Source organism: Vibrio sp. 1874 (assembly GCF_033344395.1).
Taxonomy (GTDB): Bacteria; Pseudomonadota; Gammaproteobacteria; order Enterobacterales; family Vibrionaceae; genus Vibrio; species Vibrio alginolyticus.
Window position 1 is genome coordinate 722,255 of the sequence record NZ_JAWPOR010000002.1, and the last position, 13,003, is coordinate 735,257.

General features: G+C 44.3%; 13 protein-coding genes. 3 read left to right on the top strand and 10 right to left on the bottom strand.

What is annotated here, in order from left to right:
- Positions 1–16: 16 nt before the first annotated feature.
- Both pfkB and fruB read right to left on the bottom strand, forming a co-directional pair.
- The gene (gene pfkB / locus R8N46_RS07105; RefSeq protein WP_042520798.1) at positions 17–988 is read right to left on the bottom strand and encodes a 1-phosphofructokinase; all 972 of its coding nucleotides are present in this window, start codon (positions 986–988) and stop codon (positions 17–19) included.
- 9 nt (positions 989–997) lie between these two features.
- Positions 998–2,131 (bottom strand): fused PTS fructose transporter subunit IIA/HPr protein, encoded by a 1,134-nt coding sequence (gene fruB / locus R8N46_RS07110; RefSeq protein WP_025767801.1) that lies wholly within the window; start codon positions 2,129–2,131, stop codon positions 998–1,000.
- 373 nt (positions 2,132–2,504) lie between these two features.
- Here fruB and cra point away from each other — a divergent pair, with 373 nt between their 5' ends.
- A complete protein-coding gene (gene cra / locus R8N46_RS07115; RefSeq protein ID WP_062730994.1) occupies positions 2,505–3,485 on the top strand; it encodes a catabolite repressor/activator in 981 nt (326 codons plus the stop codon).
- A gap of 17 nt (positions 3,486–3,502) precedes the next feature.
- Here the strand turns inward: cra and R8N46_RS07120 are convergent, their stop codons facing one another.
- A complete protein-coding gene (locus tag R8N46_RS07120; RefSeq protein ID WP_171345663.1) occupies positions 3,503–4,456 on the bottom strand; it encodes an endonuclease/exonuclease/phosphatase family protein in 954 nt (317 codons plus the stop codon).
- Positions 4,457–4,682: 226 nt separating this feature from the next.
- Here R8N46_RS07120 and R8N46_RS07125 point away from each other — a divergent pair, with 226 nt between their 5' ends.
- Positions 4,683–5,216, top strand: a complete 534-nt coding sequence (locus R8N46_RS07125; RefSeq protein ID WP_005376400.1) for an RNA-binding S4 domain-containing protein — start codon at positions 4,683–4,685, stop codon at positions 5,214–5,216.
- 106 nt (positions 5,217–5,322) lie between these two features.
- Here the strand turns inward: R8N46_RS07125 and R8N46_RS07130 are convergent, their stop codons facing one another.
- The 7 genes from R8N46_RS07130 to R8N46_RS07160 all read right to left on the bottom strand — a co-directional run bounded on the left by R8N46_RS07130 (position 5,323) and on the right by R8N46_RS07160 (position 11,857).
- Positions 5,323–6,141, bottom strand: a complete 819-nt coding sequence (locus tag R8N46_RS07130) for an EAL domain-containing protein (RefSeq protein WP_017820958.1) — start codon at positions 6,139–6,141, stop codon at positions 5,323–5,325.
- Between the two features lie 92 nt (positions 6,142–6,233).
- On the bottom strand, positions 6,234–7,154 hold the full coding sequence (locus tag R8N46_RS07135; RefSeq protein ID WP_053303584.1) for an amino acid ABC transporter permease: 921 nt from the start codon (positions 7,152–7,154) through the stop codon (positions 6,234–6,236).
- A gap of 81 nt (positions 7,155–7,235) precedes the next feature.
- Positions 7,236–8,054 (bottom strand): transporter substrate-binding domain-containing protein, encoded by an 819-nt coding sequence (locus R8N46_RS07140; protein WP_086047417.1) that lies wholly within the window; start codon positions 8,052–8,054, stop codon positions 7,236–7,238.
- 9 nt (positions 8,055–8,063) lie between these two features.
- Positions 8,064–8,861, bottom strand: a complete 798-nt coding sequence (locus R8N46_RS07145) for an amino acid ABC transporter permease (RefSeq protein ID WP_213972204.1) — start codon at positions 8,859–8,861, stop codon at positions 8,064–8,066.
- On the bottom strand, positions 8,861–9,595 hold the full coding sequence (locus R8N46_RS07150) for an amino acid ABC transporter ATP-binding protein (RefSeq protein WP_203345420.1): 735 nt from the start codon (positions 9,593–9,595) through the stop codon (positions 8,861–8,863). The genes R8N46_RS07145 and R8N46_RS07150 overlap by 1 nt, the downstream gene beginning before the upstream one ends.
- 162 nt (positions 9,596–9,757) lie before the next feature.
- Positions 9,758–10,414, bottom strand: a complete 657-nt coding sequence (locus R8N46_RS07155; protein ID WP_005376394.1) for a lysoplasmalogenase — start codon at positions 10,412–10,414, stop codon at positions 9,758–9,760.
- 294 nt (positions 10,415–10,708) lie between these two features.
- Complete coding sequence (locus R8N46_RS07160) at positions 10,709–11,857, bottom strand: iron-containing alcohol dehydrogenase (RefSeq protein ID WP_213972203.1); 1,149 nt, start codon at positions 11,855–11,857, stop codon at positions 10,709–10,711.
- Positions 11,858–12,063: 206 nt separating this feature from the next.
- Here R8N46_RS07160 and R8N46_RS07165 point away from each other — a divergent pair, with 206 nt between their 5' ends.
- On the top strand, positions 12,064–12,945 hold the full coding sequence (locus R8N46_RS07165) for an AraC family transcriptional regulator (RefSeq protein WP_033906538.1): 882 nt from the start codon (positions 12,064–12,066) through the stop codon (positions 12,943–12,945).
- The last annotated feature ends 58 nt before the right edge of the window (positions 12,946–13,003 follow it).

A 13,003-nucleotide genomic window follows, 5' to 3' on the forward strand; every position in this document is an offset into this window, starting at 1 on the left:
GATAACCTTCTGTTCCTTAGTTTTGTTCTAAGTTTGTAATAGGGTAAAGCGCGCTAACTTCAGTTTGTCGCTTGATATTTTCCAGTTCTTCCTGACTGGTTAGCCCTACGCCAACTTGACTAACTGCCAAAGCAGAAAGTGCCGTAGCGAAGCGCAATAAATCGTTTTTAGGCATCAGTTGCATGTGGCCCCAACACAAGCCAGCGACCAGCGTATCGCCTGCGCCAACGGTGCTCACGACATGCATTCGAGGCGGTTTTGCACTAAGCCATTCGCCTTGGTTGAGCCACATAACACCGTCAGGTCCCATAGAAACCACGATGTTTTCTATGCCTTTGTCGCTCAGTGTTTGCGCTGCAGCTTGGCACTGTTCAGGTGTTGCTAGATGTTCGCCAACAAAATCACCAAGTTCTTCATCGTTAGGTTTAATCAACCATGGGTGAGCATCAATACCTGACTTCAATGCGGCTTTGCTACTGTCGAACAACACCTTTTTGCCTTGTTGATGCAGTGCTTCTATCCATGCAGCGCATTGCTCTGCAGTAACACCGCCCGGTAGGCTGCCTGCCAATACAAAGTAATCGTGTGTTTCAGCAAGGCGGAATAGGGTTTCTTCAAAGCGCGCGATTTCTTCTGCCGTAACTTGAACACCAGGGAAGTTGATATCACTGACGTTGCCATTAGCCTCAACGAGCTTGACGTTGATACGAGTTGCACCTTGTACTTCTACAAACTCATTCTTAACGCCGATGTCATTGAAAAGCTGATGGAATAGCTCAGGGTTATCTTTACCAAGAAAGCCGGTAACCGTGACATCTGCGCCTAAATCGCTCAACACTTTTGCTACGTTGACACCTTTACCTGCAGCGTGGAGATTGCTTTGCTGTACTAAGCTCACGGAACCAACGTTTAGTTCATTTACTGAACCTGTTAAATCCAATGCCGGGTTGAGCGTAATAGTGACAACCTTATTTGTTTTGTTTGTCATATCGGATCCTTAACCTTCACCAAGGCCAGAAGCGATTGCATTTCCGATAGACTCCAAGGCTTGCGGGGCATCAGGACCTTCTGCTGTAAATTGAAGTTGGTGACCGTGCTTAACGCCCAGCGCGATAACTTTCATTAGGCTCTTCGCGTTTACTGCTTTTCCATCTCCGTCTAGGTTGGCAACACGTATAGTGGATTCAAACTTTTTCGCTTCTGCGACTAACATTGCCCCCGGACGAGCATGTAGGCCGTGAGAGTTTTTGATTTTAAATACAGCGGTATTGCCTTCTTCTGAAGATGCAGCTGTGACTTCTTCACCTTTGAACAAAGCAAGAATCTGTTCTACTGATGCATCTAAAAGCTTGCCGTGTTCATTGTTAAACACAATATTAGAAAGCGTTTTTAGGATAGATTGGTGAGCATTGTTACATGCTGCGAACGCGACAAGTGCACGCACTTTTTGACCTTCATATTCGCAGTCGTTTGCCGTCGAGACAAATGACACGCCTGTGCGAGTGACATGTTTGTCACTGCCAATTAACCACAGGCCATTACCTAAGTGAGTTGGTTGTTTGGTAACGAGATCAGCAACGAATTCGTTATCAGCACATCCCGTATTTTTTAACAGACCACCAGCAACAGCACTCATCTGTAGCATGTCGCTCGCAGGGAACATGAGTTGAATTAAAGAAGCGTCAAAGTCTGCTTCAAGCTGAACATCACCGTGCAGTAGGGCGATGATCTCGTCTTCGTTTTTTGCATTACGCAGACGCTCTTCTACGCCATCTGCGCCTAACACTTTGGTGAGCTGTTTAAGAATGCCAAGGTGCTCATCAGATTTAGCTGCGATACCGATAGCGACGAACACAGTATTGCCATCACCCCAGTCGACACCTTGTGGGAAGTGATGCACAGCAACACCCGTTGTTTTCACCATTGAGCGAGTGTCAGTCGTGCCATGTGGGATAGCAATACCGTTCCCCAAAAACGTAGAGTTTTGGTTTTCACGGTTTAGCATGCCTTCAACGTAACCGTGTTCAACTAGGCCTTTATCAGTCAGGCTATGAGCAATACTCTTTATTGCTTCAAACTTATCTGTCGCTGATTGCGAGAGGGTAATGTCGTTCTTATTTAGCTTAAGCATGGTGCTTCTCCAGCCTTAAGGTATCAATTTAAAAATGTATTCTGTGTGAGAAGTTGAACGCCGCTTCTTCTGAGCGCTTATCACTCCTCAAACCTTTTATATTTCAAGCTAAATCGATTCAGCTTGTTGGTAAATTTTTTAAAAGACTCAGAAAAACTGTTTTAAAAACTGACGTTAACAAACGAGCCTTTGCCGCTGTCCTATAGCCTAGCTCACAAATTGGTTTGTTGCGTGTTCGGGTGATTTACGTCAATTTTTAAGTTTTGCTGAATCCTTTCAGCTTTTATACTGAATCGGTTCAGCTTATAATTCAACTTATCGAAAGATCGTTGATGTATTAATATGATCGCGCGCACAGAATAAGGTTTAGAATATGACACTGGATGAAATAGCCAAATTAGCGGGTGTTTCTAAGACAACTGCAAGCTATGTGATTAACGGAAAAGCGCAGAAATACCGCATCAGCGAGAAGACTCAGAAAAAGGTGATGGCCGTTGTAGAAGAGTACAATTATAAGCCAGATCATGCGGCGTCTTCCTTGCGGGCAGGTAATTCACGCTCATTTGGGCTTATCATCCCAGACTTAGAGAACACCAGTTATGCGCGTCTTGCAAAGCTGATAGAGCAGAACTCTCGGAAGGCGGGGTACCAAATTTTGATTGGCTGCTCTGATGATGATCCTGATACAGAGCAAAAGGTGGCGGAAGCATTAGTCAGTCGTCGTATTGATGCGTTGTTTGTGGCAAGTGGTATGCCCACTGCAAACGAGTATTATCTTAAGTTGCAAAATTCTGGTACGCCAGTTATCGCGCTAGACCGTCCAATGGATGATGAGCACTTTTGTTGTGTCATCAGCGAAGATTTTGATGCCGCACTTGAACTCACTCAGTCAGTACTGTCAGAGGATATTAAGTCCATTGGCTTAATCGGTGCATTGCAAGATCTTCAAGTCTCAAAAGAGCGTGAGCTTGGTTTTCTATCTGCTTCTCAACAAGGTGGTAAAACGGCAACAGTGGGTTATGGACAACACTTCTCCCGGGAAGAAGGCAAGAAAGTCTTAGAGAGATGGTTAACAGAGAACGCATTGCCAGATGCCATTGTTACAACGTCATACACACTGTTAGAAGGTGTGTTGGATGTAATGCTAGAAAAACCAGAACTGATGGGAAAGGTGCGTTTAGCGACATTTGGTGATAATCGACTGCTGGACTTTTTGCCTGTGAAAATCAACTCTTTGCCTCAACAGTTTGAGTTGATCGCGGACAGCGCAATGGAGTTAGCACTCAATGCTTCCGCCAAGCGTTACAAGCCTGGCGTAGAACTTATCCCGCGTAAAATTGTGAAACGTCACTAAGTAACTAAATAGGTTGCTCAAAGCTTTACTTCAGCCGTCAGTGCCACAAATGCGTGGTCGCTGGCGTTTTTATCTCTGTCATAAATCGGGTTGATCAGATGTTGGTTAGACACCTGATAGTCAACAACCTCGGCAACCGATATATCTGATAAGGTGTCAAACTCTTGTGAGAGCAAGATATAGTCGAGTACATTCCCAGTGGAAAAATGATAGTGCGTGGCTGGGCGTTCATCCTTCAGGGTGTCACTTTGCAATAACCAACCATCTTTGAGTTGTAATTCAGTGACGCTGTCACCAGTATTGGATACCAATGCGCTGTTAACGCTGATAGGAGTGATAGGCTGATTCATATCGCCCATTAACACTGTCGGCATTGGTTCTTTTCGATACCTCTTTTGCATCGCGTCTCTTAACATCGCTGCTTCCCAGCCTCTTTGCTGGGTGGATAACCAGCGCCCAATAATCGTGCTAGACGTTTCTGGTTGTTCTGAGTCGGCCGGGCGTTGAGATTTCAGGTGCGTTACGTAAACGGCGATATGACCAAGTACAGGATGTATTACTTGGGCATAGATGGGTTTGCGACTGAACTCTGGAGCAACACTTACTCCAAAAGGTTTAAGCGTTGCTAAGTCAAACTCTACCGCTTGTACTTTTTCTATTGGAAACCGAGATGCGATTGCCACAACAGGGCTTGAGTAAATGTACTCATCCTCAACATGTGGAGTGTCAACGGTCGCAAAGTAGGGGTAGCCGATGGTTGAAAAGAATGCCTGGGTCTTCTCGATACTGAATACTTCTTGTAAGCCAATCACGTCGCCTTCCAGTTTTTCAACTTGACGTTGCGTCCACGAAAGTTTGTCTCGCCATTGCTCTAACGAGTATATGTTCTCGAAATCATAGTAGGCGTTAGGCGGTGCGACAAAATTAAACAAGTTCGCAGTGACAAAGGTAATTCTACTTGGTTGAGACAAAGTATTCGCTCTTTTCAACAATAACTTAGAGAGTATATACCTTCAGGTTGCGTAATTGCATCTTCGTTTGAGCTACGCATCGGTATACAAGCTAACAAGCGACAAGTTAAATGGGTTAAGAGGTGCTCAAACGCCAAGGCGAATCGGTGATTGAACATCGGCAGAGGTTTCTATTTTTAAGCATTGCGTTTAAACTTCAGGGCATCAAATAGTAAGAGTAAGTAACATGACCCAAGATTACGACCACGAAGAGTATTTAGAAGGCGAAGAGATTGAGATCGAAGCGATTGGCATCGATGTTGATGCGCATCCAATCGAACTGTACAAGCTTTTTAAAATCGCAAACTTGGTCAGCGGTGGCGGCGAAGCAAAACATATCATCGAGGAAGGCTACGTTGCGGTGAATGGTGAACTAGAAACACGTAAGCGCCGCAAGATGTATGATGGTGACTTTTTTGAGTTTAACCAGGAATATTATGTTGTGGTTTGCGATGCGCCAGTAACCGAACCTGAAACGGCAGAGCAAAAAGCAGAAAAGAAAGCGAAAAAAGAAGCGCAGTCTTCTCGTAAAGATAAGTCTCGTCAAAGTAAGTCACCTAAAGCCTCTGGGCCTAAATCAACAGGCCGTAAAGCGGCACATAAAGAGCGTAAAGCGCAGAAAGAAGCGTTGTCTCAGTCTGCTAAGAAAGGCAAAAAAGAAGACAAACCGCAAGCCACTCGTGATCCGAAGAGTGGACGTAATTCTATTGATTTTTTCTAGGGAAATGAACGCTTAACTAAATAAGTGACATCTGAGTAAAACTAAAAAGCGCCGAGCATATTATATCGGCGCTTTTTTGGTTTCACTGTGCTGTAAGTGGGTAGTGTTAATGCACTGTCGTCTCGATGTTTAGGCTATCTGTCCAGTGATGAATGGCGCAAGGCTTTCCTAAGTAAAAGCCTTGGTAATAATCCAAATTAAGTTGATACATAGCTTGTAGCTGCACGTCTTCTTCAACCCCTTCTATAATGACTTTTGCTCCCATATGATCCGCTAGATCAACGGCGCTATGTATGGAAAAGGTTTCTCCGGCGCAGTAGTCTAGTAAATAGGAACGATCGATTTTGATGATGTCAGGGCAGAGCTGCTGAACACGTGCGATATCAGAATGTTGGGCGCCAAAATCATCGATAGCAAAGATAAAACCATTTGCTTTCATTAACTGTACGGCTTTGATTAATAAATCCGTATCTCCGCATGACTCTTCGACTACTTCAAAAACTACGTCTGATGGGCTCATACCAAGTTCGGAAAGGCGTTTGTAAAGCAGGCCGTTATCTTTAAAGCCCATGTCTTTGGTTAGTGTGAGTAGCGTTTGAGGCATGACGTTAAGAAACAGTTTGATCGGCGTCCCTGCGAAATAGCGTGCGAAATTTCGAATGTGCATTGCTCTAGATAAAAACTCTACACATAAGCGAAAGTAGGGATCAAGACCATTATTGGCCAGAAACACGTCAGGACGAATTAGGGAACCATCAATGCCACGAATACGCAGTAAGGCTTCCATACCAATAATACGTTGGCGTCTATCAAAAATTGGCTGATAAACACTGTGAAAAGTGAATTGATTGAGAACTACGTAATATTCACCAAGATTATCTTGTTTTATGTATCGCTCGTAGTCGGATTGATTCTTTAACTCCATGAAAAACGCCGAAAATTTAGCATCTTGCCAATGTAACAGGGTGCAATTCTGATTTGAAGAATCAAATGTGCCTAATTACATATGCGGTTGAGTTAATTTGAAATGGCTTCCGATTTTGCTTCAATATGGCGGAAAATAAGTGACAGACCAAAACAGATTAAGAAGTAAGCAAGGCCGACAATCAACCAAATTTCAAATATATACCCTGATGAATTTGCCATCTCTGTCCCAACAAACGTCATTTCTTGTATCGAAATCAGTGAAACAATAGAGGTGTCTTTCACCAAAGAGATGGTTTGACCGGCAAGTGCAGGTGTTATTGATTTAAGCACCTGTGGCGCGATAACAAATCGGTATTTCACCCATCGAGACAAGCCCAATGAGTCAGCCGCTTCCCACTGACCTTGGTCGATACTTTGTAAACCACCGCGCACAACTTCTGCAATGTAGGCAGAAGAGAGTAAGCCGACGCATAACACGCCAGAGGCAAGGTTTTCCCAAAGGTTAGAAGGCCCAAACAGAAAGCGCTGTAGCGCATTTGGTTCGCCGTTGTAGTTTCGTAGAAGATCTTCCAAACCGAGTAACGGGATCAATTGGTTAGAAATGAAAAAGTAGAAAATAAAAACAAACACCAACGGAGGGATGTTTCTCACTAACTGGATAAACGCATTGGCAGGTGTGCGCAACCAAACGGAACGAGAGAAGCGTGCTAAGCCTAACAAAGTGCCAAACACTAATGCGAAGCTGATGCCCCAAATACTGAGCCTTAACGTCGAAATCAAACCTTGGAAGAAGTAGGGCAAACCACCATCTGCTCTAGGCGTGAAAAGTAATTCAAGCGCCTCTTTCCACTGCCACAAATAATGCACACCAACAGCGGACCGATGGTACAGCCAAACACCACCGATACCGCACATAACAAGTAGTATCCAGTCTAGTGTGTTTAATTGCGGTAAAAGGTAGCCTGTGCTGGATTTCGCGGGTGCTGTGCGAGTGGTAGTGTGTTCGCCCAAAAATTTGACTCCGATAAGTTATGGAAAAGTAAAATGGATGATTGGAGAGTATAGGCTCGCGGCGTCCACGAGCCATTTAGATTACTGGCCTTGCGCGACTTGATCTTGCCAATCTAATGTCGAGAACCAGTATTCATAACGTTGTTTTAACCATCCATCTTGGGTTCTTGCTTCAATCCATTTATTGAAAAAGGCCTTTTTATCTTCTTCCCCCAAGCGAACTGCAAAGGCTTCGTTACCTTGTGATAGTCGCTCAGAGAATGGAAGGAATAGTTTGTCGCTGTGTTTCACTGTCTCATGTTCTGGTTTTGGGCTAGAAGCAATGACCGCGTGGGCGTTACCATTCAGCACCTCTTGGAACGCTTGCGCGTCGTCATCAAATTGCAGGATCTTCGCTTTCGGGAAGGTTTCTCTGGCTACTTGAACGGTGAATGCGCCGCGACGAGCCGCAATTTTTACGCGTCGTGAGTCAAAATCCGAAAATTCGCTAAAACCAGAGGCGAGTTCTTTGTTTGCTGCTACTTGAACGCCTGAGTGCGAGTAGGGCTCAGTAAACAAGACGCTTTTGGAACGCTCAGGCGTAACCGACATGCCACCGATGATCACGTCGAACTTTTTCGCCAGTAGTGCGGGAATAATGCCATCCCACGCAGTCGGTACGAATTCCACTTTCAAACCTGAATCTTGTGCTAAGCGTTTGGCAACATCGATTTCAAAACCGATTAACTCACCTTGCTTGTTACGCATTGCCCAAGGTACAAATGTTGACATACCAACGCGCAAAGTGCCTCGTTCTTTGATTTGATCTACATTGGGTGTGGCGACATCTTCTTTCGCGATTGTAGGCATAGCGATGGCTAGCCCTAATAATGCAGTAATGGTCGCTTTGAATAACTTCATGTTATCTCCTTATAATTTGCGCCAACTGGCTCCGAGTTTGTGTTCTAGCCTTGCAGACAAGCCAGAAAGTGACAGAGTGAGAGCAAGATAAATTGCTGCCACGGTAAACCAAATTTCGAACGGCATCGCCGTCTCTGAGACGATGTTGCGTGCCTGTGTTGTTAGATCAAAAATCGCCATCACGCTTACAATGGAAGAGTTTTTGATCAAAGAAACCACTTCATTGGTTAATGGCGGTAATGTGCGCTGTAAAACCTGAGGAAAAATTACGTCTTTGTAGGTGTAAAACGGTGATAGCCCGAGAGTTTGTGCTGCTTCGAATTGCCCTTTAGGAATACTGTTTAAACCTGCACGGAATATTTCCGCGGTGTAGGCACCTTGGAAAAGGGACAATGCCAAAACGGCGGTGCTGAATCGGTCCAAACCAATCACCGGGCCAAACACGAAGTAGAGTAAATAGATTTGCACCAACAACGGCGTGTTACGTATTACTTCGACATAAGTGGTACCAATAACATTGCCGACTTTCGAATCGCTAAGCCTTAGTAACGCGGTAACCAACCCTAATACTAAGGTAAAAAATAGACTAATAGCCGAGATGTTAAGCGTTACCAATAGCCCATCAATAAGTTCTGCCGGCCACCATTCGCCATCTTCATAAAAAGCGATGTAATCAGGTACGCGCTCCCATTGCCATTGATAGCCCATAGCGTCGGCACCAGAGTCCAACACCCACACAATCGCGATGAAGAGGAGCGTCATTTGCAGTATAGCTTGAAGGACAGGTTTGATTAAGCGAACTATCATCAGTAACTTAAAATTTGGTTCAAAAATGCTTGGGTTCGTGGATGCTGTGGTGTCTCAAATAAGGCGACTGGAGAGTTCATTTCCACGATTTGGCCTTCATCCATAAATACCACGCGGTTCGCTACTTTTTTGGCAAATCCCATTTCATGCGTGACGCAAATCATCGTCATTCCGCTTTGAGCCAGCTCAACCATGACATCCAACACTTCGTTGATCATTTCCGGATCAAGCGCTGAAGTTGGCTCGTCAAACAGGAGTAAATCCGGTTCCATACACAAGGAGCGGGCAATCGCGACGCGTTGCTGCTGACCGCCAGAAAGCTGGATAGGATACTTACTCGCTTGCTCTTCAATATTGACTCGCTTTAGGTAATGTCTTGCGCGTTTTTCAGCTTCTTGTTTTGATAATTTGAGTGTGCGAATCGGCGCTAAAGTGAGGTTTTCCAGTACAGTCAAATGAGGAAAAAGGTGAAAGTGTTGGAACACCATGCCGATTTTACCGGGCTTGAGAGATTTTGCGTGAGAAGGCTGGTCGAACACATGAAGCTGGCCTTCTTGAATCGATTCAAGATGGTTGATGCAACGAATGAGCGTTGATTTTCCGGAACCAGAAGGGCCACACACCACGACGATCTCGCCAGAATGCACGGAGAAGTTGATGTCTTTTAGAGCGTGGTAATCGCCATACCACTTATTTACGTCGCTAAACTCAACGACGGGAGTATTCTCTTTCAAAGGGGCACGCTATAACGGAAAAATATCCTTTTACAATAGCAAGTTGTGCGCGTAATTTCATTAAGAATAAGCTAATGTTTAGGCGATGATTTTAAGACTCTATTCAGATCGCTTACAAGATACATCCATGTTTCTTTAATGTTGGTGCAGTCTAGAGTATGACTAACTCAGTTCAACGAGATACGGATAACGAACAACAATCGCAACAACAGACATAACCATTAGTGTCTGTGCAGAATAGTAGGTCACCATGACAACTTGTCGTGAAAATATTGACCGTCCACCAAAGCGTTCGAAAGCCAATACGATGCCAGAGATAATAAAGATAAAGCTTCCGAGCACTGCAAAAGAGGAGGATTGTGTTTTCCCACTCAAATAATACTCGATCGAAGCCCAGCACATAGTCATCAGTACCAATATATAACTGGCAACTGGCCGTTTTTCTTTACCGAGATCCGGTCGGAACAACCAGTAGACGCATATACCCAGTCCGAACAAGGCAATTGGGAGCCAAGGTGTAAAATGCCACGCTGACATGATGGCAAAACCATAACTATAGGAGAGATGGGCAGAGCAAAAGAGCACTAAGCCTGTAATGAACTTGTCTCTAGGGAGCATTAATAACACGTCACCAAGCAACGAGAGCGATAAGCCAATCAAAATCCAATGCGCATATGGCATTGGGTAAGCCGGGGACTGAATTAAAATACCAAGCATACAGAGCACTGGTAATGGTTTAGAAACGTAAAAGAGCCATTTAGAGCCTTTACGGATACTGATGATATGTATGAATGCTAATACGACAACAACTAGCCACATAAAGTGTTTTCTCGAACAGACAAAATTATGTAGTACATCACTACAACAAATCAAAACTTAATTAACGAGTTAACTCGTTCTTTGATCTCAATTATTTTTATTTGTGTAAAGCTGGACAGTTGTCTCTTTACTAACCAACACGGCCGATTTTTTGTCTGGAGGGAATCGTTGTTTTTAGAAGCCTCCTCGTTTTGAACGTGATGTGGCTTACAAAATAGCATAAAAAAACGGTATTGTGACTGTTAAGTCACAATACCGTTAAACCCTAGGAAGGGCAGTGAAGAATTGTTGCAGTTATGAGACAGCTAACTCTAAGATTTCTCGGCTACGTTCAAGTGTGATCGCCTGGTTTTCACCTAAAACAGTCATGCCGTGTTTGTTTAGTTGATCAATGATGGCATCGATAGCTTGTTCACGGCTCTCACCATAGTTTTCGAGCTTAGTTGCGACATCAAGTTGATGATAAAACGCTTCGATAGATTCGATTGTGCGCTCTGCTAAATCCTCACCTGCTTCAAGACCAAATACGCTGCGACCCATTTGTTCTAACTTAGGGCGCTTAAACTGCATTTGGTTACGAAGTAACGACGGTTGGACAATTGCAAGAGAACGCGCATGATCAACGCCCCATAGAGCCGTTAATTCATGGCCGATCATATGTGTTGCCCAGTCTTGTGGAACGCCACTACCAATTAACCCATTCAATGCTTGGTTAGCAGACCACATTAAGTTTGCGCGCCACATATCGTCGTCTCGTTCCGCAAACTGTTCTCCGAGTGTTTTTAAAGTTTTCAGCAGTGTTTCTGCGTAACCATCTTGAACCATTGCACCGGTAGGAAGCGTCAAGTATTGCTCACATACGTGCACCCATGCGTCAACAATGCCGTTGATAAGCTGGCGTTCTGGCAGTGTTTTCATTACATCTGGGTCTAACACGGCAAATTTTGGCTGCACTGCTGGAGACATGAACGGAAGTTTGTCTTGAGTTTCTTTTTTAGTGATAACTGCGCCCATGTTTGACTCTGAGCCTGTTGCTGGCAATGTCAAAATTGCAGCTAGAGGCGTCGCTTCAGTGACTTGGTGCTTACCAATCATGATATCCCAACCATCACCATCATACTTTGATGCCGCTGCTACGTATTTGGAGCCATCGATGACTGAACCACCACCTACCGCTAAAATAAAGTCAACGCCATGCTCTTTTACCATTGCGACTGCTTTATCGAGTGTTTCTTTGGTTGGGTTTGGTTCAACACCTGAAAACTCTAGCCATTCATGTCCCTCAAGAGCTTCTGCTACTTGGTCGTACACGCCATTTTTTTTGATGGAGCCACCACCGTATACCACTAAAACTTTTTGGTCGGATGGGATAGCTTCTTTGATTGCTGCGATTTGTTTTTGACCAAAGAAAATCTTGGTTGGGTTTACATAAGAAAAGTTCATTATTAGCCCTCTTGCTTCCAGTGAAGGAGATTGAATACATGCATATTAGTCCCGATTAACGATGGTTAACAGGTCGATTTCTGCAAATAATTTGCCTATTTCTACAAAATTGATGCTCTTGAGCTAGAAAGTTAAAGTCGAGAGGAAGTATAGTGCTCGAAACGATAATAGAGACCAAACTCGTTGGTCATTGATGGAGCGCTCTAATGCACACTCTCGCAGATATCATGCAGCAATATGTTGAAAAGCAGGGGCTGCATGACCTAGAAGGTATGAAGAAAACAGCGATAGATGGCGTATGGTTTTATCGCAGTAGCAAAGGGAATCATCGCCAGCCGTTTGTCTATCAGTCCGGCATCATCGTCTTGGGTCAAGGGCATAAGAACATTCATATTGGTGATACACCAGTGCAATATGGGCCCGATGATTACCTTGTTGTCGGGGTTCCCATGCCACTAGAGTGCGAAGCGTTTGCGACAAACAATGAGCCTTTACTTGGCATTTCGATAGATATTTCGCCAACGCTTCTTCATAAACTCGTTAAAAAATTAGAGGCTGAGAAATTCAGTAATAAGTGTCTGGATGCTACCCGTTGCGGCCTTAAGTCGGTACGTATGAATGAAGGTATGTTGGATGCGTGCAAGCGGTTAATGAAAGCAATGTGTGACGAGCTTGATGTTATCATGCTTGGCGAGCTGCTTCTTGAGGAAATTGTGTATCGTACTTTGGTGAGCAAAGAGGGGTATGTTTTATTTGACCTAGCACATCAAGAAGGTTCTTACGCGAGGGTCGCTAAAGCACTAAATCGCGTGCATCAAGCGTATCACGAACAGTTGAACGTACAAGCATTGGCTGAAGAAGCCAACATGAGTGTGTCTGCTTTCCATCAAGCATTTCGCAATGTCACGCTTGAATCTCCGCTGCAATATATTAAGAAAGTTCGACTTAACAAAGCGCGCGAATTGATCCAGTTAGAGGGGCGACGTGTTAATGATGCAGCGAGAATGGTCGGGTACACGAGCCCATCACAGTTTAGTCGCGAGTACAAGCGGCATTTTAATGAAACGCCAAGGTCAACAAAGGCTTAGTGATCTTTATTTCAAAATGGCGACTTTTTTTACCTTTTTTATTAATTTGCGAGTGACA

Bases quoted from the DNA above. Each gene is read 5' to 3' on its own strand.
- pfkB (WP_042520798.1), bottom strand. From the start codon at position 988: ATGACAAACAAAACAAATAAGGTTGTCACTATTACGCTCAACCCGGCA.
- fruB (WP_025767801.1), bottom strand. From the start codon at position 2,131: ATGCTTAAGCTAAATAAGAACGACATTACCCTCTCGCAATCAGCGACA.
- cra (WP_062730994.1), top strand. From the start codon at position 2,505: ATGACACTGGATGAAATAGCCAAATTAGCGGGTGTTTCTAAGACAACT.
- R8N46_RS07125 (WP_005376400.1), top strand. From the start codon at position 4,683: ATGACCCAAGATTACGACCACGAAGAGTATTTAGAAGGCGAAGAGATT.
- R8N46_RS07130 (WP_017820958.1), bottom strand. From the start codon at position 6,141: ATGGAGTTAAAGAATCAATCCGACTACGAGCGATACATAAAACAAGAT.
- R8N46_RS07140 (WP_086047417.1), bottom strand. From the start codon at position 8,054: ATGAAGTTATTCAAAGCGACCATTACTGCATTATTAGGGCTAGCCATC.
- R8N46_RS07145 (WP_213972204.1), bottom strand. From the start codon at position 8,861: ATGATAGTTCGCTTAATCAAACCTGTCCTTCAAGCTATACTGCAAATG.
- R8N46_RS07155 (WP_005376394.1), bottom strand. From the start codon at position 10,414: ATGTGGCTAGTTGTTGTCGTATTAGCATTCATACATATCATCAGTATC.
- R8N46_RS07160 (WP_213972203.1), bottom strand. From the start codon at position 11,857: ATGAACTTTTCTTATGTAAACCCAACCAAGATTTTCTTTGGTCAAAAA.
- R8N46_RS07165 (WP_033906538.1), top strand. From the start codon at position 12,064: ATGCACACTCTCGCAGATATCATGCAGCAATATGTTGAAAAGCAGGGG.